The following is a 19,914-nucleotide window of genomic DNA, read 5'->3' on the forward strand; positions in this document are numbered from 1 at the left end:
AAGCAGGGGCCGCTAACAGCAACTTTCTGTGCGCCGTTCTACGGGGTTTGTTTATGCAGCAGCACGAAATCATTCTTGTCGAATCGCCCGCTCAACACCGGTTGCAAGTTACCCAGCGCAGTGCCTTGCAAGGCGATGTAGGCGTTCAGGTCCATCATCAACCACGCGGGTCCGGAGAGACTTTGCAGTTCCGGGATCGAGTCGGTAAACAGCGGCTGCAAGTCATGCGGGATATTGACCATGAATTTGATCGCCTTGGCATCTTTGCCCATGCTGTGCAGCACCAATGGCGCCGGCGCTTTTTTAACCTGCTCATAGACGGCAAGGCTGAATGTGCGGGTGTCATAGAGCCGACGCTCAACCGGTTCGAACACGCTCATGTACACCGACCACACCGCCAGCACCGCGCAAAAAGCCAGCGTCTCTGCGCGCCAACGGGGCTTGAACAGCGTGGCAAGGGCGATGGCCTGCAACACGCCGAGCAGGATCACGATCGAGCGGATCGACGTCAGTTGCTCGGGAAACCGGCGCTGAGCGACCACCAATCCAACGATCATGAGTATCGGGATCAGCAACCATAACCCCTGCATCAAACCGCGCAACGCGGCAAACAACCGCCCTTGCGCGACCTGAAACGGATACGCCGCAATAATCGCCGCCATCGGCAACATCGGCAGTAGATAACGGGCCTTTTTCGCCTGCGGGATCGACAACCCGATCATCACAATCAACCCGGCCGCCATGCAGTACTGCAACAGGCGCCATGCAGGGCCTGCCTGGCGCGGTCGGGTCAGCGCAATCGCCGCCAACGCAAGCCAGGCCAGCGGATAGGCGAGCGCATAGTTGCCCATCGAACTGGTGAAATAATACAGCGCTCCGCTGGCGCCTTCGCTGCCGTCCATGCGCCCCATGAACTGCATGCGCACCACGTCTTGCATGAAGGCCGGGCCGCCTTCGGTGTCGGCCAGCCACAACAATGTGCCGATGCTCACGGCCAACAACACGGCGGCTGTCAGGCCGAAGCCAAACAAATGCCGCCATTGGCGATTGAGCAAAAAGTAGCTGCACAGAATGCCTGTGGGCACCACCAGCCCGATCGGTCCGCGCACCCCGAAGCCGAGGACCAACAGGGCAAAAATCAGCCACCAGCGGCGTTGTGCTGCGAAGTGGTCGGCGGCATACCCCAGGTAAAACACCGAAAACGCGACCGCCGCGAGTATCAGGTCCTGGGACACCGCGCGAGCTTCGGTGATGAACGTACTGGTCATCAGCATCAAGGCAATGCTGAGCAGCGCCCAGCGTCGGGAGTAGGACGCCAGCAAGCGATACATCAGCGTGACAATCACCGCACCCGCCATCGCGCTCGGCAGCCAGGCGCTGAGGCTGTTGACCTGCCCGAATGGCAAGGACAGCAGCCAGATGAATAGCGTCGAAAGGGCGGAGTAGTCGGCGTAAGGCTGGCCATAGGTGGTGGGGAACACCGATGGCCCGTTACGCAGCATTTCCTGGGCAAACATCACGAACCGCGAATCGAAACCGATGGCCGCCTGCTGATAAACCCCGGCACTGAACAGGATCAGTGCCAGTAACCCGATGCCCAGGGACTGCTGGCGGGTGGGTGACAGGGTGATCACGCGACGACCGAGTCTGCCGGCCATTGCTGAAGCGGGATCGGCAGGTTGCGTGACTCGCCACGGCCCATCGGGAAGTATTTGAAACCGCTGCGTTCAAGGCGTTCGGCGTCGTACAGGTTGCGTCCGTCGAAGATCACGGGAGCGTTCAGACGTTGTTCGATCAGGTCGAAATCCGGGGCCTTGAACTGTTGCCACTCGGTGCAGACGATCAAGGCATCGGCGCCGGTCAATACCGATTCGGGCGTCCCCATGAGCATCAGCTTCGATTCATTCGGATAGAGTTTTTGGGTTTCCTGCATCGCTTCCGGATCATACGCGCGGACATTGGCTCCGGCGGCCCACAGCGATTCCAGCAGGACCCGGCTCGGCGCATCACGCATGTCATCGGTGTTGGGCTTGAACGCCAGGCCCCAGACGGCAAAGGTCTTGCCCCGCAGATCACCACGGTAGAACGCGTTGATCCGCTCGAACAGTTTGTGTTTCTGACGCTCGTTGATCGCTTCCACCGCTTGCAGCAGGTCGCTGGAGCAGTGCGCTTCCTGGGCGCTGTGAATCAGTGCGCGCATGTCTTTGGGGAAGCACGAGCCGCCATAACCGCAGCCGGGGTAAATGAAGTGATAACCGATGCGCGAGTCGGCGCCGATGCCCAGACGCACCGATTCGATGTCGGCGCCCAGGTGTTCGGCCAGTTCGGCAATCTGGTTGATGAAGCTGATTTTCGTGGCCAGCATGCAGTTGGCGGCGTACTTGGTCAGTTCGGCGCTGCGCAGGTCCATGAACATGACGCGGTCGTGGTTGCGGTTGAACGGTGCATAGAGGTCGCGCATTACTTCGCGCACTTCGTCACGTTCGCAGCCAATGATGATCCGGTCTGGGCGCCGGCAGTCGGCGACGGCCGAACCTTCCTTGAGAAACTCGGGGTTGGAAACGATATCGAACTGCAACACACGGCCAGCTTTCACCAGGGCCTTGTCGATATGTGCTTGCAACGCGTCGCCGGTGCCCACCGGGACCGTGGACTTCTCCACCAGAATCACCGGTTGTTCGCGATGCCGCGCCACGGCATCACCGACCGACATCACATAGCTCAGGTCCGCCGAACCATCGTCCCGGGACGGCGTGCCCACTGCAATAAACAGCACCTCGCCATGCTGGACGGCCAGCTTTTCGTCGCTGGTGAACTGCAGTCGTTTAGCTTCCAGGCTTTCACGTACCAGACTGGCCAGCCCTGGTTCGAAAATGCTCACGTGGCCCTGTTGCAGCAGCGCGACTTTTTTCTCGTCGATGTCCATGCAGACCACATCATGGCCAACTTCAGCCAGGACAGCTGCCTGGACCAAGCCCACATAACCGCTACCAAATACACTGATTTTCATGACGCACCCCGGAGTTCGGTCGCACGGACTGAACGAGAGTTGATTGTGATGACCCCGAGAATGATCAATGCCACCCCGACGGTCTTGGAAAGGCTGAACGATTCGTGAAACAGCGGCAGGCTGGCGGCCAGCACGTACACCAGCGCGTAGCTGATGCTCAAAAGCGAGTAGGCCCGGCCCAGCGGCAAGTCCCGCAGGGCGGCCAGCCAGCAGAGCATCGAGAGGGCGTAGGCCAGGATCGCGCTCAGCACGACCAGCACCGGGACCGGTTCGAAACTGGCGGTCAGCCAGTTTTCCGGCGAGGGCAGGCGCGTCATGCTCCAGCGCATGCCCAGTTGCGCCGCGCTGCCCAGCACCACGCTGCCCAGGGCGAACGTGATTCCGCGACGCAGGCTCATGCGTGTTGCCCCAGCAGAACCACGCCACCGATCACCAGTGCGACGCCGAACCAGTGCTGGCGATCAATGGTTTCGTGGAAGACGAAGCGGGCGATCAGGGTGACCAATACGAAATTGAGGCTGAGCATCGGGTAGGCGATGCCGACTTCGAGGCGCTGCAACACCAGCAGCCAGACCAGCAAGCCTGACCCGAGCGCGGCGAGCGCCAGCCACAGCCAGGGCGAGCGCAGTTTCGCGCCCCATCCCGAAGCCTGGCCACGCCAGCTCTCCACGGCGTATTTCTGCGCAATCTGACCCAGGCACGTCAACAGGCACGCGACCAGAACCAGTAGCAGGCTCATGGCGCCTCCTGAGGGAAAATCAGGATCACCAGGTTGCCCTGTTCATAGCGTTTACCGTCCTTGGGCAACAATTCGATTTCCTGCAATTCGTCCTCACCCTTGACCCGCATGACCACACCGACGGAGCCGCTGCGGCGGGCGTCGCGCATCCACTGCTGAACCTGGCCGACAGTGACCAGTTGCTGTGCCGAGTCAGGATAGGCGAGACCATATTTCAATTCGCCTACCGAGTTGTACAAGGACACATCCGGGTGCTTCATGCGCCAGGCCAGCGCCGATGCGGCGCCAAGATCGTTGCTCAGCAATTTGCCGGTCTGCGCCAGTTCATCCATGTGATGGAGGATGAATTGGTCGGGGGTCTTGTTGGCGACCACCGAGTTAGGCAGTCCGGCGGGTATCAAGCCGATCAGCAACAAACTGCCGAATGCCGGTGCAGCCCAGCATTGCAATGGCCTGAAGGCTTGCAGCAGGTTGGCCATGATCCAGCCGATCAAACCGATGAACACCAGCACCAGGTTGTGCAGTTCATGGTCGTACAGCGGCTTTTTCAGTTGCAGGTAGACCAAGGCGATCAGGGTCACCAGACCCAACACCAGGTTGAGCAACCCGTTGAGCCCCAGCACCCGTCCCTGTTCCAGCTTCAGCCGGTCAGCCAGTGTATGACCCAGCAACAAGGCCAGGGGCAGCAGGCACGGCAGGATGTAACTGGGCAGTTTGCCTTTGCTGATGCTGAAAAATACCAGCGGCATCACCAGCCATAGCAGCAGGAAGCCGATGCTGGACTGGCGTCGGGTTTGCCAGGCCTGTTTCAGCGCCGACGGCAACAACGCCGCCCACGGCAGACTGAAACCGACCAGTAGCGGCAGGTAGAACCAGAACGGCTCTTCATGCTGGGCGTCCTCACCGGCAAAGCGCTGAATGTGTTCGTGCCAGAAGAAGAAACGCCAGTAATCGGGCTCTTCCGAATGAACCGCCAGCACCCAGGGCAGGCTCACCGCGATGGCCACGACAATCGCCACAGGCCCGTAGGTCAGCAGTTCTTTCCAGCGTTTCTGCCAGATCATGTAGGGCAGGGCCACCAGCACCGGCAGCAACCAGGCCAGGAAACCCTTGGTCATGAAGCCCATGCCGCAGGCCAGACCCAGCACCGCCCAGCTGATGATTTTTTGCCGGCGGCCGTCGCTGTCCAGCGCAAACCACAACGCCACCAGACTCAGGTTGACCCATAAGGTGAATTGCGGATCAAGGTTGGCGTAACCGGCCTGACCCGCGATGACGCTGAAACTCATGTACAGCAGCGCGCAGGCAAAACTCTTGCGCGGATCGTTCCACAATCGGCGGGCGATCAGGAAGCACAGCAGCACGCTCAGGCCCATGCTCAGCGCCGAGGCAAACCGCACGCCAAACAGGTTCTGACCGAACAGCGCCTGGCTGGCGGCGATCATCCAGTAACCCGCCGCCGGTTTCTCGAAATAGCGCACGCTCATGAAATGCGGCGACACCCAGTCGCCGCTCAGGAGCATGTGCTGACTGATCTGTGCGTAACGGGTTTCGTCCGGGATCCATAAGCCGTGGGTGCCCAGTGGCAGCAGATAACCCAGGACGAAAAGGACCAGCAGCAGGGGGAGTGCCCAGCGTTTGCTCATGCGCCTTGCACTCCCAACCAGCCTTCGCGACCTTCAAGGGTGCCGCGTACGACACGTCCTGTGGGCAAGGTGTTGGGCGCGTCGGGCAGCAGATCGCCCAAGGGCTGGAAATGAATGTCACGCTGGCGCGCATCGGCCAGCAGCTGACGGAAATTGTTGGCCATCAGAATCCCTTCTACTTCTGCATGAATGGTGTAGACGTTGAGTTTGTCGGGGGAAAAACGGTCAAGAATGAACGCGTTGAAGTCCTGGGCAGCGACCGTTGGGCCAACCACCTCATCGAAGGTCGGCAGGTCCACCGGTATCTGCGGTGCACCCAAACTACCGTTTGCCAGCGTCGGCTGAAACAGGCTCTGGCCCCGGCAGTCGCTGTTGTAGCGAAAGCCGAATGCTTGCTTGGCTTCGATCACGCGCTCGTCCGCACGCCAACCGGCGGCGGCCGAACAGTCGATCTTCTTTCCGAGGATGTCGCTGAGCGTGTCGACGCCCCGGCGGATTTGCTCGATCAGTTGCGCGTCGCTCCAGCGTCCGGCATTGGCCTGCCAGCCATGGTGATCCCAGGCGTGCAGGCCGACTTCATGCCCGGCGGCCTGAGCCTGGCGCATCAAATGCCCCAGGTCACGGCCGATCGGTTTGCCCGGCCAGGCAGTGCCGGCCAGCAAAATGTCCCAGCCGTACAACCCGGCGGCATTGGAACGGAGCATTTTCCAGAGAAATTGCGGGCGGATCAGGCGCCACAAGTGGCGCCCCATGTTGTCCGGCCCGACGCTGAAGAAGAACGTCGCCTTGACCTGCGCTTCGTCGAGGATTTCCAGCAGCCGGGGCACCCCCTCACGGGTGCCTCGGTAGGTGTCGACATCGATTCGAAGGCCTGCCTGCATTAGCGCTTGTCCGCGATTTCGAGCATGGCTTCACGCAGGAAGAAATCCAGGGTGTTGCCGATGGTCTCGCTCATCTCCACGGTTGGCGTCCAGTCCAGCAGACGTTTGGCGTTGGCGATGCTTGGTTTGCGATGGGACACGTCCTGGTAGCCGGTGCCGTAGAAGGCTTTGCTTTCTACGTCGCGGAAACCGGCGAACGGTGGGAAGTTGTCGCGCAGCGGGTGAGCTTCGAATTGGCGCAGCAGTTCTTCGCCCAGCTGGCGAATGCTCGCTTCGTTCTCAGGGTTGCCGATGTTGATGATCTGACCGTTGCAGGCGTCGTTTTCGTTGTCGATGATCCGCGCCAGGGCTTCTACGCCGTCCGCGATGTCAGTGAAGCAACGCTTTTGCTCGCCGCCATCGAACAGGCGAATCGGCGTGCCTTCCACGAGGTTCAGGATCAGCTGGGTAATGGCGCGGGAGCTGCCGATACGTGCCGAGTCCAGACGGTCCAGACGTGGGCCCATCCAGTTGAAAGGGCGGAACAGGGTGAAATTCAGGCCTTTCTGGCCGTAGGCCCAGATGACACGGTCGAGCAACTGTTTGGAGACCGAGTAGATCCAGCGTTGCTTGTTGATCGGGCCAACGATGAGGTTGGAAGTGTCTTCGTCGAAGTTGTTGTCCTGGCACATGCCATAGACTTCGGAAGTCGACGGGAAGATCACGCGCTTGTTGTATTTGACGCAGTAGCGAACCAGCTTCAGGTTCTCTTCGAAGTCCAGTTCGAACACGCGCAGCGGGTTGCGGGTGTATTCGATCGGGGTGGCAATCGCTACCAGTGGCAGGATCACGTCGCACTTCTTGATGTGATACTCGATCCACTCGGAGTGAATGCTGATATCGCCTTCGACGAAGTGGAAGTTCGGGTGGCTGCGCAGGCGGTCGATGGCGTCCGAACCGATGTCCAGGCCATAAACTTCGTACTGGTCATCGCGCAGCAGGCGCTCGGACAGGTGGTTGCCGATGAAGCCGTTGACGCCGAGGATCAGCACGCGGGTGCGACGTGGCTTGCGCCCGGATTCCGCGCCGCGCAGGACGGAGCCGTCGACCAGGCCCAATTCGTTGGCCAGTTGCGGGCCGCTCAGGTACAGGCCGTTGTCATTGCGCTGACCGGCGGTGATCACCAGCGAGTCTTCGCCGCAGGCGATACGCAGTGGATCGACGCTGATCACACGGCCCGGCGCCTGACCTTCATTGCCCTTGGCCACTTCGGCGCTCCAGACAATCAGCTTGTGCTCGCCCACGTCGCAGAACGCGCCCGGGTACGGCTGGGTAACCGCACGGACCAGGTTGAACAGTTCTTCAGCGGGTTTCTTCCAGAACAGTTTGCCGTCGGCGGCGGTGCGGCGACCGAACACCGTGGCTTTGGACTCGTCCTGAGCCGTTTCGGTGACTTTGCCTTGCAACAGGGCAGGCAGGCTGTCGCGCAACAGGTCGGCCGCGGCCACACGCAATTTGCCGTGCAGGGTCAGCGCGGTGTCGCTGCGTTCAATGGCAACCTTTTGCTGAGCGATGATCGCGCCGGCATCGGCGCGCTTGACCATGCGGTGCAGGGTCACGCCGGTTTCGGTTTCACCGTTCACCAGCACCCAGTTGGCCGGGGCGCGGCCGCGGTAGCGTGGCAGCAGCGAACCGTGCAGGTTGAAGGCGCCTTTGCGGGCGGTGGCCAGCAGTGGCTCGGTCAACAGGTTGCGGTAGTAGAACGAGAAGAGGTAATCCGGGTTGAGTTTGGCGATGCGCTCGATCCACAGCGGATGGTTGGCATCTTCAGGGGCATGCACCGGGATGCCTTTTTGGGCACACAATTGCGCAACGGAACCGTAGAACGCGTTTTCTTTCGGGTCATCGGCATGAGTGAACACGGCGGCAATTTCAAAGCCGGACGCGAGCAGGGATTCGATACCGGCACAGCCAATATCGTGGTAGGCGAAGACAACAGCTTTTGCGCTCATGAGAGAACCTGATCTGAAGTGGAAGTGAGGCCGTCAACGGTGACAACGGGAGCGGGTGCGGCGGGTTGGCTACGCAAGACTTTTTCGACAAAGAAGCGCGGGCGGGCGCGGACGTCGCTGTACATGCGTCCCAGGTACTCGCCCAGCAGGCCCATGCCGATGAATTGCCCGCCGGTAAAGACGAAGAGCACGGCGAACAGCACGAACGAACCGTCCCCGGCCCATTCGGCGCCGAACACCAGGCGCAAGAAGATCAAGGTCATGGCGAACAGCACACCCAGGCCGGCCATGGCGAAACCGACGATGCTCAGCAGGCGCAACGGCGTGGTGGTCATGCAGGTGATCAGGTCGAACATCAGATTGACCAGGCGCATGGGGCTGTACTTGGATTCACCGTGTTCCCGCTCGGCGTGCATCACCAGGATTTCCGTGGTGTGCCGGGCAAAACTGTTGGCCAGGATCGGGATGAAGGTGCTGCGTTCTCGGCAGGCCAGCATCGCGTCGACGATGGTCCGGCGATAAGCACGCAGCATGCAGCCGTAATCGCTCATGGCAACGCCGGTCGAGCGCTGCACGGCCATGTTGATCAGTTTCGACGGCCAGCGACGCAGGGCCGAGTCCTGACGGTTGTTGCGCACGGTGGCGACCACGTCATAACCGAGTTCGGCCTGGGCCACCAGTCGCGGAATTTCTTCAGGCGGGTTTTGCAGGTCGGCATCGAGCGTGATGACGACATCACCTTTGCAGTGTTCGAAACCGGCCATGATTGCCGCATGCTGACCATAGTTGCGGTTGAGAATGACCGCGACCACCGGGCTGCCTTCGCGACTGGCAGCCTCTTCGAGGATTTGCGCCGAGTTGTCGCGACTGCCGTCATCCACCAGCACTATTTCGTATTCATGGTGCAGCTGCGCACAGGCCGCTTCGGTACGCCGCAGCAACTCGGGCAGACTGTCTTGCTCGTTGTAGACCGGGATAACAACCGACACGCAACGGATTGGGTAAGGTTTCACTGAGATCTGTCCATAACGTTTTCAATGGCATCGACCACACGATTGACATCATCGCAGGTCATGTCGGGGAACAAGGGAATCGAACACAGCCGGGCCGAATTCCATTCGGTGTCAGGCAAGTAAATGTTCGGGAACCGCTGACGATAATACGTGTGCAAATGGGTGGCGATAAAGTGGATGCCAGTGCCGATGTTCTGCTCCTGTAAGCCCTTCATGAACGCTTCACGGTCCAGGCCGCAACGCTCGGCGTCGATGCGCAGGATAAACAGGTGCCAGGCGTGTTGTTGCGGGTAAGTCGGTATCGCCAGCGGTTGCACGGCGCAGCCTTCCAGGCGATGCAAGTACGTTTGTGCCAGCTGGGTGCGTTTAGCGTTGATTTCTTCAAGTCGCTCCAGTTGCACCAGGGCGATGGCAGCATTGATGTCGGCCAGGTTGTATTTGAAACCCGGTTCAATCACTTGCGCCTGCGGTTTGCGGCCGCCAGTCAGGCGGTCATAGGCGTCGACGCCGAGGCCGTGAAACTTGAGCATGCGCACCCGATTGGCCAGCGCTTCATCGTCGCTGACAAACATCGCGCCTTCAGCGCAGGTCATGTTCTTGATGGCGTGAAACGAGAAGATCGCCGTGCCCTTGGAACCGACATGACGACCTTTGTAGAAGGTACCCGCGGCGTGGGCGGCGTCTTCGATGACAGGAATGCCGTGTTTGTCAGCCAGCGCATACAGCGGGTCGAGATCGTAGGCAGCGCCCGCGTAGTGCACCGGAATGATGGCTTTGGTACGTGGGGTGATGGCGGCCTCGATGCTGTCCAGATCGCTCATCAGGGTGTCGCGGTCGACGTCGACGAACACCGGCGTCGCGCCCAGCAGGCAGATCATGTTGGCGGTGGACACCCATGTCTGGGACGGGGTAATGACTTCATCGCCCGGCCCGATGCCCAAGGCCAGCAAGGTGATGTGCATGCCACCGGTGGCCGAGGAAAGTGCAACGGCGTGGCGGCATCCGACATAGTTGGCGAACTGCTCTTCCAATTGTTGATTTTTTGGCCCGGTGGTGATCCAGCCGGAGCGCAATACTTGCTCGACGGCTGCAATTTCTTCATCGCCGATACTTGGGCGGGAAAAGGGGAGAAACGCCTGACTCATGGGCACCTCGGGCTGGAATTGGACGAACATTGATACTGGATGTGTTGGATCCAAGGCAAGCGTAGTCGATAAAAAATAAGCTGCTTCAATTGGTTACACCGAAAGTGTGACAAATCGCATCAATTGACTTTTTCTGTTCCGGTCGGCACGTTGGAGGCCTGTGGGGGACAGTCGCAGCTCATTGAGGGTATGCGCAATTTCGTGAAAGGAACATGAAAACCCGGTCGGCAAATCATTTATCTGAGAGCCATACAGGCACTGTTCAGACTCCTGCCGTTCATCGTGGTTTTCAGAAGAAAAGTCCTACGGAAGTCTCCGCTTTAGATGAGGAATGTTTCAATCCTTAGTTGTTTTACTGCAGTGTTTTAACTCAAGGCCGTTTCGTTTGACTGACTTACCTGTTACCCATCCTGTTGCTTCAAAGACCAACCCGTTGACGGTCTACCTGGCCCGGCTCGCGCCCTCCAGTCAGCTGACCATGCGTTATGTATTGCAGGATGCCGCCGACCGGTTGGGCTTCGAAGACATGAACATCGAGGAAATTCCCTGGCATCAGCTGCAGCCAGAAGATGTCATTGCGCTGGTCGCGGCGTTGCGCGAAGACGGCTATGCGCCCAACACATCTTCGTTGTATGTGAACGCGATCCGCGGGGTAATGAATGAGGCGTGGCGCATGAGCCTGATCAGCCAGGAACACCTGCTGAAAATGCGCTCGGTCAAAGGCATTGCCGGCACCCGATTGTCGCAAGGGCGCAACTTGCGGCGCACGCTGATCCAGGAGTTGATGGCGGTGTGTGCCGCCGATCCACGCCCACAAGGGTTGCGGGACGCGGCGATCATCGGGATTTTGTACGGTTCGGGGATGCGCAAGTCCGAATCGGTAAACCTTGACCTGTCGCAGGTCGATTTTGCCGAGCGCAGCCTGCGGGTGACGGCCAAGGGCAACAAGCAATTGATCAAGTACGCGCCGGCCTGGGCCTTCGCCAAGCTGGAAGCCTGGCTCGAGTTCCGTCGATCACAGCTCAAGGAAGGCGAGGTGGATGACCCGTTTCTGTTCAACCGCATTCGCCGTGGCAGCCATATCACCCGTGAGCGCGTGACCAAACATGCGATCTATTACATCGCGCGCCAGCGCGGTGCCGAAGTCGGGGTCAAGATCATGCCGCATGATTTTCGCCGTTCATTCATCACCCGCGTGATTGAAGAGCACGATTTATCGATCGCGCAGAAACTCGCGCATCACAGCAACATCCAGACCACCGCCAATTACGATGTACGCGACGACAACGAGCGGCGCCGAGCAGTGGATCGCTTTGATCTTTGACGCATCGCTGTCAAACGTCGCTGAACACGTGGGCATGGCCGATGGTCGAGACGTGAACCGCGCTGCCGGCAGGGGGCGCATACATGCCTGAGCTGCGAACCGTTAATGACCGTCCTGTCAGTTCGCCGGCAGTCGGGGCTTCCAGCTCGACGGTCAATGTGCAGGTATTGCCGCTGAAATCCCGGTCGGTGACCACCGCGCGGCAGCCGGTAGCCTCGGTGGGACTGGGCTGGGCGCTGACCAGTTGCAGTTGTTCGGGACGCAGCATGATCTGCGCCGCGCTGTTGTTGCGATGGTTGTTCACCGGTATCCGGCCGAGGTCGCAATGGGCCCAGCCGGCTTCGATGCGGGCCGGCATGACCACTGCATCCCCGAGAAACAGCGCGGTCTGTTCGTCGTTGGGGTAGCGGTAAAGATCCAGGGGATGGCCGGATTGCACCAGCCGACCGTCGCGCATCACTGCCAGTTGATCGGCAAACGACAGCGCTTCGCTTTGGTCATGGGTGACCAGGATGGTGGTGACGCCGGCATCGGACAGCAGCCGGGCGACCATTTTGCGCATGGCGCCGCGCAGGCCGGTATCGAGGGCGGAAAACGGCTCGTCCAGCAGCATCAGGCGCGGCTGTTGCGCCAATGCCCGTGCCAGCGCTACACGCTGTTGCTGGCCGCCGGAGAGTTCATGGGGCCAACGATTGGCCATGTTCGCGTCCAGAGACACGCTGTCCATCAGCTCGGCGATACGCTCGTTTTTTTCGCTGCCCTTGCTCGCAAGCCCGAAACCGATATTGGCGGCCACGGTCATGTGCGGGAACAGGGCGCCGTCCTGGGGCACGTAACCAATCAAACGCTGATGCGCCGGCACCTCGTGGGTCTCGTCGACGAGTGTCTGGCCGTTGAGTGAGAGCCGGCCGGTGTCCGGGAATTCGAAACCGGCGATCATCCGCAACAGGGTGGTCTTGCCTGAACCGGACGGTCCGACAATCACCGTCCGACTGCCAGCGGGTACCGACAGGTTGATGTTTTCCAGCGCCTGATGGTCGCCGTAAGACTTGGAAATGGCATGCAGTTCAAGAGCGTTCATCGGCCAGCCGTTCGTTTGGATTGGTGATAAAGAAGTCCGGTCAGCGGAAGCGACAGCAGGATCATCAACAGGGCATAGGGTGCAGCGGCGGCATAGTCGATTTCGCTGGTCATGGCCCAGAAGCCGGTGGCCAGGGTGCGCGTACCATTGGGCGCCAGCAGCAGGGTGGCGGTGAGTTCGTTGGTGATCGCCAGAAACACCAGCGCAGCGCCAGCGGCGGCCCCCGGCGCGGCCAGGCGCAGGGTAATCAGCCACAAGGCCCGCCCCGGCGAGCGGCCGAGGCTGCGCGCGATGTTTTCCAGTTCCACCGGTGCCTGGGCAATACCGGCCCTTAGACTCACCAGGGCCCGGGGCAAGAACATCAGCAGATACGCCAGCAACACGGTGATCGTGGTCTGGTAAATCGGCCGGGCAAAGTGGATGGTGAACGTGACCAGGGCCAACGCCACGACAATCCCCGGCAACGAGCTGGTGATGTAGTTGCAGCTTTCCAGCACCCGTTGCAGTCGACCCGGCGCGCGAATCGACAGCCAGGCAATCGGGATCGCGGCGCAGGTAGTGAGGGCCGCGCCCGCAGCGCCTAACAGCAACGTCTGTTGCAGCGCCGGCAGCAGATCGTCCAGTTGCCAGACTTGCGTGCCCCCCGCAATCAGCCACTTGCCCAGCGTGATCAATGGCACGCCCAGCGCCAGTGTGCAGGTGATGCCTTGCAGGAGCAGGCCGAGCGCGATATCCCGTGAGCCCAGACGCACAGTCCGCTGAGAGCGTGCGCTTCCTGAGCCGACCCGGGCATAACGCGCTGTGCCGCGAGCAGCGGATTCGGCGGTGAGCATCGCCAGGCAACACAGGGCCAGCACACTGGCCAGCATGTTGGCGGCAGGGCCGTTGAAGGTGGATTTGAACTGGTCGAAAATTGCGGTGGTGAAGGTGTCGAAGCGGATCATCGCGTACAGGCCATATTCGGCGAGCAAATGCAGGCCCACCAACAACGCGCCGCCGCAAATGGCCAGGCGCAGCTGTGGCAGCACCAACCGAAAGAACACCGCCCACGGTTTGAGTCCCAACGATTCGCCGACGTCTTCGATGGCTGGATCGAGCCGGCGCAGGGTGGCGGCAATCGGCAGGTACAGAAACGGGAAGTAGGCGATGACCGAGACCAGCACGCCGGCAAACAACCCGTGAATCGGTGGCACCAGGCTCACCCACGCATAGCTGTGGACAAAGGCCGGCACCGCCAGCGGGGCGGTGGCCAGCAGTGACCATGTGCGTCGGCCCGGCAGATTGGTGCGCTCTGTCAGCCAGGCCAGCGCCAGGCCCAGCATCACGCACAACGGAATGGTGATCACCACCAGCAACACGGTGTTGATCAGCAGTTCAGCGACGCGAGGCCGGAAGACCAGCGGCACGATGGCCGCCCAGCCCGTTTGAATCGACACGCCGATGACGAAGGCAATCGGCAGCAGCGACAGGAGGGAGATCAGTACGGACAAACCGATCACCCACACGCCGCCGCGACCTGTGAAGACGCCACGGAAGCGTCGTCGCAAGTTCGAGGGCATCGCCGTGGCGATAGCCCCTGGGAGGGTTTCAGGAATCAATTAGAGCAGTCCCGCCTGAGTCATCAACTCCACGGCTTTTTTGCTGTCGAGTTTTGAGGCATCGACTGCTGGCGCATCGAGCTGCTGCAAAGGCACCAGTTTAGGATTGGACGGTGCGTTCTTGCCCACGGCGTATTCGAACGATTTGCCGGTTTCGAGGACTTTCTGGCCTTCCTTGCCAGTGATCCACTTCAGCAGTGCCTGTGCTTCTTCTTTGTGTTTGCTGGAGGCCAGGACGCCGCCACCGGAGACGCTGACAAAGGCACCCGGATCTTTATGCTTGAAGTAGAAGAGGGCGGTGTTCTTGCTGTTTTCACCGGTCTTGGCCTGATCGCCGAAGCTGTAGTAGTGATAAATCACACCGCTGTCGACCTGGCCGGCGTTGACGGCCTTGAGCACGGCGCTGTTGCCACGATAGGCGGTGTAGTTGGCTTTCATCCCCTTGAGCCACTCAAGGGTGGCGGCTTCGCCCTTGAGTTCCAGCACGGCGGCGACGATGGCCTGGAAATCGGCACCGGCAGGCGAGGCGCCCCAACGGCCTTTCCAGTTGGGCCCGGCGAGGTCCATCAGCGATTTCGGCAGATCGGCTGCAGGCAATTTGCTCGGGTTGTAGACGAATACCGTGGAGCGCGCAGCGATTCCGACCCATTTGCCATGCGCCGGACGATAAGCCGCATCGACTTGTTCCAGCGTGGTCGGCGCGACCGGTGCAAACAGGCCCGCGTTGTCCACCAGCACCATGGCCGGGGAGTTCTCGGTCAGGAACACGTCGGCCGGAGAAGCGGCGCCTTCCTGAACGAGCTGATTGCCCATCTCGGTGTCGTCGCCGTTACGTACCGTGACTTTGATCCCGGTTTCCTTGGTGAAACCCTCGACCCAGGCTTTGGTCAGGCTTTCGTGTTGAGCGTTGTAGACCACGATGCCGTCGGTCTCAGCGGCATACACGTGCCCGGCGCTGATCAGAGCGGTGGTCAGCAGTGCGGTTTTGAAAAACGCAGGGAAAGAGGGCGTCATTCCGGGGGCAGCTCCTGTTCTTTCTTAGTGGTCATGCACGGCGATTCGCTAGCCAATCAATGCGAATCATTTGCATGTTTTGAATGGCAGGGAATGTAGAACGTAAAATGAGAAAAAAACGTCAAAGAAACCGTTAATACATGTCATTTTCATTCAGATTAGCAGCCCTCAGCGGCTTGCCCGGCAGAAATTCGTTTCGCGCACCTTGTTGTGAGCAACCGGCGGGCAGCCGCTGCGGTGTAAATAGTGGCGAAAGGATAGTACCGCTCTCAAAGGCACGCCGGGAAGCGCGGCCCGGAGTTTGAATTTTTCGTTGTGGATCACTCCGGAATAAACGCCACGCTCTGGTCTTCGCGGGCGTGAAACAGTCGCTCGCCGTTGGTGGGCGTGGTGGTGATGACCTGGTGGTCGGCACTCAGGTAGTTCAGCGGCAGCGCATCGCCGTTGCGGTACTGCGCGACAACAATGGTGAGTTGCGGATTCCAGTGCTGGCCACTGGTGCGGTCCAACCAGGCCATCAGCGCGGCGGTGTCGCCGGTGCGCGGGAAGTCGTCGGTTTGCTGCACGTAATAAAACGTTGGGCCACCGGTTTGCAGGTACATGGGCACTTTGTTGTCGACGTCGATCATCACCATGCGCCAGTGATTCAAGGGAGCCCGTTTGCTGGCCTCGAGCTTGACCCTGTCACCGAAGTCCATCACGCCGCCACCGCTGTTGGTCCAGGGATACAGCACGCCCAGCACGGCCATTAATGCGACGGCACTCACTCCGAAGCCGATCTTCAAGCCGCGACTGACCAACGTGCCGACCACGTTGCGTTCAGCCATGCGTCGGGTGATCCACCACGCTCCCAGCAGTTGCGCGAAGGGCACAAGCGGCAGCACGTAGTAGCTGCGTCGACTGCCACTGGCAGTGAAAAACAACATCAGCAACCCCAGGCCCCAGAGCAGCCAGCGGGTATTGGGCTCGACACTGCGCCAGTTGCGCAACGCGACCCAGCACGCCAACAGCCAGCAAGGCGCCCACGGCAAGGTGTAGACGGGGAGGTAAAGCAGGTAGGTGTAAATCGGGCCGATGTTATCGAACGGCTGGAAAAACCGGACGACGTTCTCGCGCAACACCAGGCCCAGGCCACTTTCGCCATAAGTCGGGGCACCGTAAACATGCGAGAGCATGAACGGGGTCATGTAGAAAACGCCGGCAATCAGCAGGGCGGCACACAGCCGCAGATTGAGGTGGCGTTTCCAGCGCCCTTCCTGCACCAGATGCGGCAGCAGCAACAAACCCGGCAGGATGAAACCGATCAAGCCTTTGAACAGCGAGGTCAGGGACAGCAGCAGGAAAAACACCAGGTAACGACCGACGCGGGTGTCGTCCGGTCCGCGCCAATACCACCACACCGCCGCCAGCACGCCGCACACCGTGAGGATGTCGGCCGTGGCCACCCGTGCCCAAAAGACAAAATAGAAGGTGGTCGCCAGCATCCACCCGGCAATCAAACCGGTGCCTTTGCGGAACAGCTGTTCGCCGATCAGGTACACCAGCCACACGCTCAGCCACGCGGCGATCACCGAGGAGAGGCGCAATGACCAGTGGTTCAAACCGCCGGTCAACCAGGCGGAAGCCGTGATCAACCAATAGGAGGGCAGCGGTTTGTCGTAATAGGCCCCACCTTTGAGGTAGGGGTCGAAATAGTCACCACTTTGCAGCATCTGCAACGCGATATTGGCCCAACGTGTTTCCGCGCCCCATAACTCACGGGTGCCTAGCCCCAACAACAGAATCAACGCGGTAACGCCCAGCAGCAGCGTCAACCGGCCCTTGTCACGGGTCCAGAATTTCATGAGGGGTTTCCAGTCGGCACTTTGTCAGAAACGCTGTCAGGGCCGGTTTTCGGAAATATCAGGATCTGCAGATTGCCTCGCTCATAGCGTACGCCGTCGATAGGCAACAGCTCGACCTCCTGCACTTCCTGAACACTGTTCACTCGCATGACCACGCCAACCGCGCCTTTTTTTCGTGCCTCGGCCATCCACTTGCCGACGCTGTCCTTGGTGACTTTGCGTGAGTCCATGGCCGGGTCGGCGAGGCCGTATTTCAGCTCGCCAACGGTATTGAACAGGTCGATTTGTGGCCGCTTCAAACGCCAGGACAACGCCGACGCCGCCCCCAGGTCGTTACTCAGCAAAGAGGAGGTTTGCGCCAATGCATCGAGGTGCTCGGCAATAAACTGATCCGGCATCTTGCTGTTGACGATTTGCGAAGGTATGGCGGCCGGCGCTAATGCGACCAGCAGCCAGATACCGACAGCGGGCATCGCCCAAAACGTCAATGGCCGCATGACTTGCAAGGCGTTGGAAATGATCCAGCCGATCAACACGATAAACACCAGGGACAGGCTGAACATCTCGGTGTTTGGGTAGATTTCCTTGGTGGTCTGGACATAAAGCAAGGCGATCAACGCCGCGGTGCCCACGCTGATGTTGACCACGCCATTGATGCGAATTGAACGGCCCCGACCCAGATTCAGCTGCTCCATGACCGTGTGCCCGATCAGCAGGGCCAACGGCAACAGGCACGGCATGATGTAGGTCGGCAGTTTGCCGCTGCTCAAGCTGAAAAACGCCAATGGCAACAGTAGCCACAACAGCATGAACGCGATGGCCGGTTGGCCTTTTTGCTTCCACGCGTTGATCAACGTGTTGGGCAGCAATGCCGCCCACGGCAGGCTCGACGCGACCAGCAGCGGCAGATAAAACCACCAGGGTCGTGCGTGCTGCGCATCATCGGCGGCGAACCGGCGCACGTGTTCATTCCAGAAGAAGAAGTTCCAGAAGTCCGGCTCCCGATGCTGGATGGCGAGCACCCATGGCAAGCACACCGCGACAGCGACCAACACGGCTAACGAACCGTAACGCAGCAATTCGCCCATGCGCCGTTGCCGGATCATGTAGGGCAGGGCGATCAACACCGGTAACAGCCAGGCGAGAAAGCCTTTGGTCATGAAACCCATGCCACAGGCAAAACCCATCACCGCCCACGCACTCACCTTGTTTCGAGACGTTTGGCCGTCGATGGCAAACCAAAGCGCGACCAGGCTCAAGTTGACCCAGAGCGTGAATTGCGGATCAAGGTTGGCGTAACCGGCCTGACCGGCAATCAGCCCGAAACTCATGTACAGCAATGCGCAGGCCGCGCTTTTGCGCGGATCGTTCCAAAGCCGGCGGGCGATCAGGTAAGTCAGCCAGACACTCAGCCCGGTACTCACGGCCGAAGCAATCCGCACGCCGAACAGGTTATCGCCAAAGATCGCCTGACCGATGGCGATCATCCAGTAGCCGGCAATAGGCTTTTCGAAGTAGCGGATGCCCATGAAGTGCGGCGCGACCCAGTTGCCGCTCAGGCGCATCTCCTGACTGATCTGGCCGTAGCGGGTTTCGTCGGGGATCCATAGCCCGTGCGTCACGAGCGGCAGCAGGTAAAAAACCACAAACGCCAATAACAGGCCGGGTACGAGCCAGCGTTCAATCGGGACGCGAGCGCTGGCTAGCTGATCCGTAGAATGGGGTAATGGGGTATGCGAAGTCATGACTCGTCCTTGCCGTAATACCGCAAGCAGGCAGCGTGGGTGTCGTAGTTCAATGGACAGTGGGGCAACTCAAGTCGAGTCGGCGGCTACTGATGGCTGTTGGCGCGCCGTTGTTTATTTCCCCTGCACTGCGTTCCAGTCTTCAGGATTAATAATGCCCAGCACTTGGAGTTGCCCATTAGTGTCGATGCGCAGGAACACTGTACTGCCGTATTCACTCTTGGCCGCATGCGGGAAACCGGTCTCGGCCAGGAAGTCGCCAATGCAGCCACTGTGAGAGACCAGTACCAGATTGCGATGGGCCTGCTTGTGCGCGACCACGTCGTTGCGCAGTGTCTTGCCACAAGTCACCAGCCATTCCTGTGTCTTGGGGTCATTGCCGAACATCGCGTGCGACGTTTGTATCGTGCGCGTGGCCGGGCTGCTCAACACATCGGTTTGCGCCATGCCCAGGCGCATGAAGTGCTGGCCGACCGCCATGGAGGATTCGTTGCCGAAGCGGGTGATACCGTCCGCCGGCCCCAGGCAAGGGTTGCTGGATTGGTCGCACCGCTCGGCGTGACGGACCAGCGCAACCACTTCGCCAGCCTGCCAGTCTTGAAAGAGTTCAGCCTTGGCAGCGCTCTCGGCACTGACCAGGTGAGTGGGCGATCTCGGCCACAAGACCAAACCCGTGACAACTACAGCAACCACCGAGGTGGCGATCAATGACGCCAGTTTTACTGTGCGCGAAGTCATGTGTCGTTCGTTATCTGAAGTAGGAGAGTTACGAGCAAAACTAGAGGCGGGCAGGTAGCGGAGGAGTGAAACGAATGTGAAAAAATTGCTCAGGATGTGGGCGCTGCCAACTTAGTCAATGATTGAGAACCCTTATCGCTTATTC

At 60.1% G+C, this 19,914-nt stretch carries 16 protein-coding genes; 1 reads left to right on the plus strand and 15 read right to left on the minus strand.

The annotated features are described in order from the left end of the window. Positions 1–38 precede the first annotated feature (38 nt). Genes AB4N43_RS01330 through arnB form a run of 9 tightly spaced genes read right to left on the minus strand, consistent with a single transcriptional unit; the run spans position 39 to position 10,425 of the window. Positions 39–1,658 (minus strand): ArnT family glycosyltransferase, encoded by a 1,620-nt coding sequence (locus tag AB4N43_RS01330; RefSeq protein WP_460152887.1) that lies wholly within the window; start codon positions 1,656–1,658, stop codon positions 39–41. Continuing rightward, positions 1,631–3,010, minus strand: a complete 1,380-nt coding sequence (locus AB4N43_RS01335) for a UDP-glucose dehydrogenase family protein (protein ID WP_460152889.1) — start codon at positions 3,008–3,010, stop codon at positions 1,631–1,633. Before AB4N43_RS01335 ends, AB4N43_RS01330 begins: the two co-directional genes overlap by 28 nt. Next, positions 3,007–3,408, minus strand: a complete 402-nt coding sequence (gene arnF, locus AB4N43_RS01340) for a 4-amino-4-deoxy-L-arabinose-phosphoundecaprenol flippase subunit ArnF (protein WP_059182914.1) — start codon at positions 3,406–3,408, stop codon at positions 3,007–3,009. The genes AB4N43_RS01335 and arnF overlap by 4 nt, the downstream gene beginning before the upstream one ends. Beyond that, entirely contained in the window at positions 3,405–3,749 is a 345-nt protein-coding gene (gene arnE, locus AB4N43_RS01345) for a 4-amino-4-deoxy-L-arabinose-phosphoundecaprenol flippase subunit ArnE (RefSeq protein WP_027923061.1), read from the minus strand. The genes arnF and arnE overlap by 4 nt, the downstream gene beginning before the upstream one ends. Further along, a complete protein-coding gene (gene arnT / locus AB4N43_RS01350) occupies positions 3,746–5,395 on the minus strand; it encodes a lipid IV(A) 4-amino-4-deoxy-L-arabinosyltransferase (RefSeq protein WP_027923062.1) in 1,650 nt (549 codons plus the stop codon). The genes arnE and arnT (AB4N43_RS01350) overlap by 4 nt, the downstream gene beginning before the upstream one ends. Beyond that, on the minus strand, positions 5,392–6,276 hold the full coding sequence (arnD, locus tag AB4N43_RS01355) for a 4-deoxy-4-formamido-L-arabinose-phosphoundecaprenol deformylase (RefSeq protein ID WP_460152892.1): 885 nt from the start codon (positions 6,274–6,276) through the stop codon (positions 5,392–5,394). Before arnD ends, arnT (AB4N43_RS01350) begins: the two co-directional genes overlap by 4 nt. Further along, positions 6,276–8,267 (minus strand): bifunctional UDP-4-amino-4-deoxy-L-arabinose formyltransferase/UDP-glucuronic acid oxidase ArnA, encoded by a 1,992-nt coding sequence (gene arnA / locus AB4N43_RS01360; protein ID WP_460152893.1) that lies wholly within the window; start codon positions 8,265–8,267, stop codon positions 6,276–6,278. The genes arnD and arnA overlap by 1 nt, the downstream gene beginning before the upstream one ends. Beyond that, complete coding sequence (arnC, locus tag AB4N43_RS01365; RefSeq protein WP_027923065.1) at positions 8,264–9,280, minus strand: undecaprenyl-phosphate 4-deoxy-4-formamido-L-arabinose transferase; 1,017 nt, start codon at positions 9,278–9,280, stop codon at positions 8,264–8,266. Before arnC ends, arnA begins: the two co-directional genes overlap by 4 nt. Next, the gene (gene arnB / locus AB4N43_RS01370; RefSeq protein WP_460152895.1) at positions 9,277–10,425 is read right to left on the minus strand and encodes a UDP-4-amino-4-deoxy-L-arabinose aminotransferase; all 1,149 of its coding nucleotides are present in this window, start codon (positions 10,423–10,425) and stop codon (positions 9,277–9,279) included. Before arnB ends, arnC begins: the two co-directional genes overlap by 4 nt. Before the next feature lie 385 nt (positions 10,426–10,810). On the opposite strand from arnB, the gene AB4N43_RS01375 reads away from it, so the two are divergent. Continuing rightward, positions 10,811–11,749: a site-specific integrase gene (locus AB4N43_RS01375; protein ID WP_050590164.1), complete on the plus strand. Its 939-nt coding sequence runs from the start codon at positions 10,811–10,813 to the stop codon at positions 11,747–11,749. A 10-nt stretch (positions 11,750–11,759) separates the two neighbouring features. On the opposite strand, the gene AB4N43_RS01380 is transcribed toward AB4N43_RS01375, so the two are convergent. The 6 genes from AB4N43_RS01380 to pmrG form a co-directional block, all read right to left on the minus strand. Further along, entirely contained in the window at positions 11,760–12,830 is a 1,071-nt protein-coding gene (locus tag AB4N43_RS01380; RefSeq protein ID WP_027923068.1) for an ABC transporter ATP-binding protein, read from the minus strand. After that, entirely contained in the window at positions 12,827–14,425 is a 1,599-nt protein-coding gene (locus tag AB4N43_RS01385) for an ABC transporter permease (protein WP_460154190.1), read from the minus strand. Before AB4N43_RS01385 ends, AB4N43_RS01380 begins: the two co-directional genes overlap by 4 nt. A 3-nt stretch (positions 14,426–14,428) precedes the next feature. Next, positions 14,429–15,442 carry an iron ABC transporter substrate-binding protein gene (locus AB4N43_RS01390; RefSeq protein ID WP_027923070.1) on the minus strand — a complete coding sequence of 338 codons (1,014 nt, stop codon included), beginning with the start codon at positions 15,440–15,442 and terminating at the stop codon, positions 14,429–14,431. Between the two features lie 320 nt (positions 15,443–15,762). Then, positions 15,763–17,286, minus strand: a complete 1,524-nt coding sequence (locus AB4N43_RS01395) for an ArnT family glycosyltransferase (protein ID WP_027923071.1) — start codon at positions 17,284–17,286, stop codon at positions 15,763–15,765. Beyond that, on the minus strand, positions 17,283–19,031 hold the full coding sequence (gene arnT / locus AB4N43_RS01400) for a lipid IV(A) 4-amino-4-deoxy-L-arabinosyltransferase (protein ID WP_050590165.1): 1,749 nt from the start codon (positions 19,029–19,031) through the stop codon (positions 17,283–17,285). The genes AB4N43_RS01395 and arnT (AB4N43_RS01400) overlap by 4 nt, the downstream gene beginning before the upstream one ends. 114 nt (positions 19,032–19,145) lie before the next feature. Then, positions 19,146–19,769, minus strand: coding sequence for a lipopolysaccharide core heptose(II)-phosphate phosphatase PmrG (pmrG, locus tag AB4N43_RS01405; protein ID WP_059182921.1), 624 nt, complete (start codon positions 19,767–19,769; stop codon positions 19,146–19,148). Positions 19,770–19,914 lie beyond the last annotated feature (145 nt).

The sequence above is a fragment of the Pseudomonas sp. S2_B07 genome (assembly GCF_054668435.1).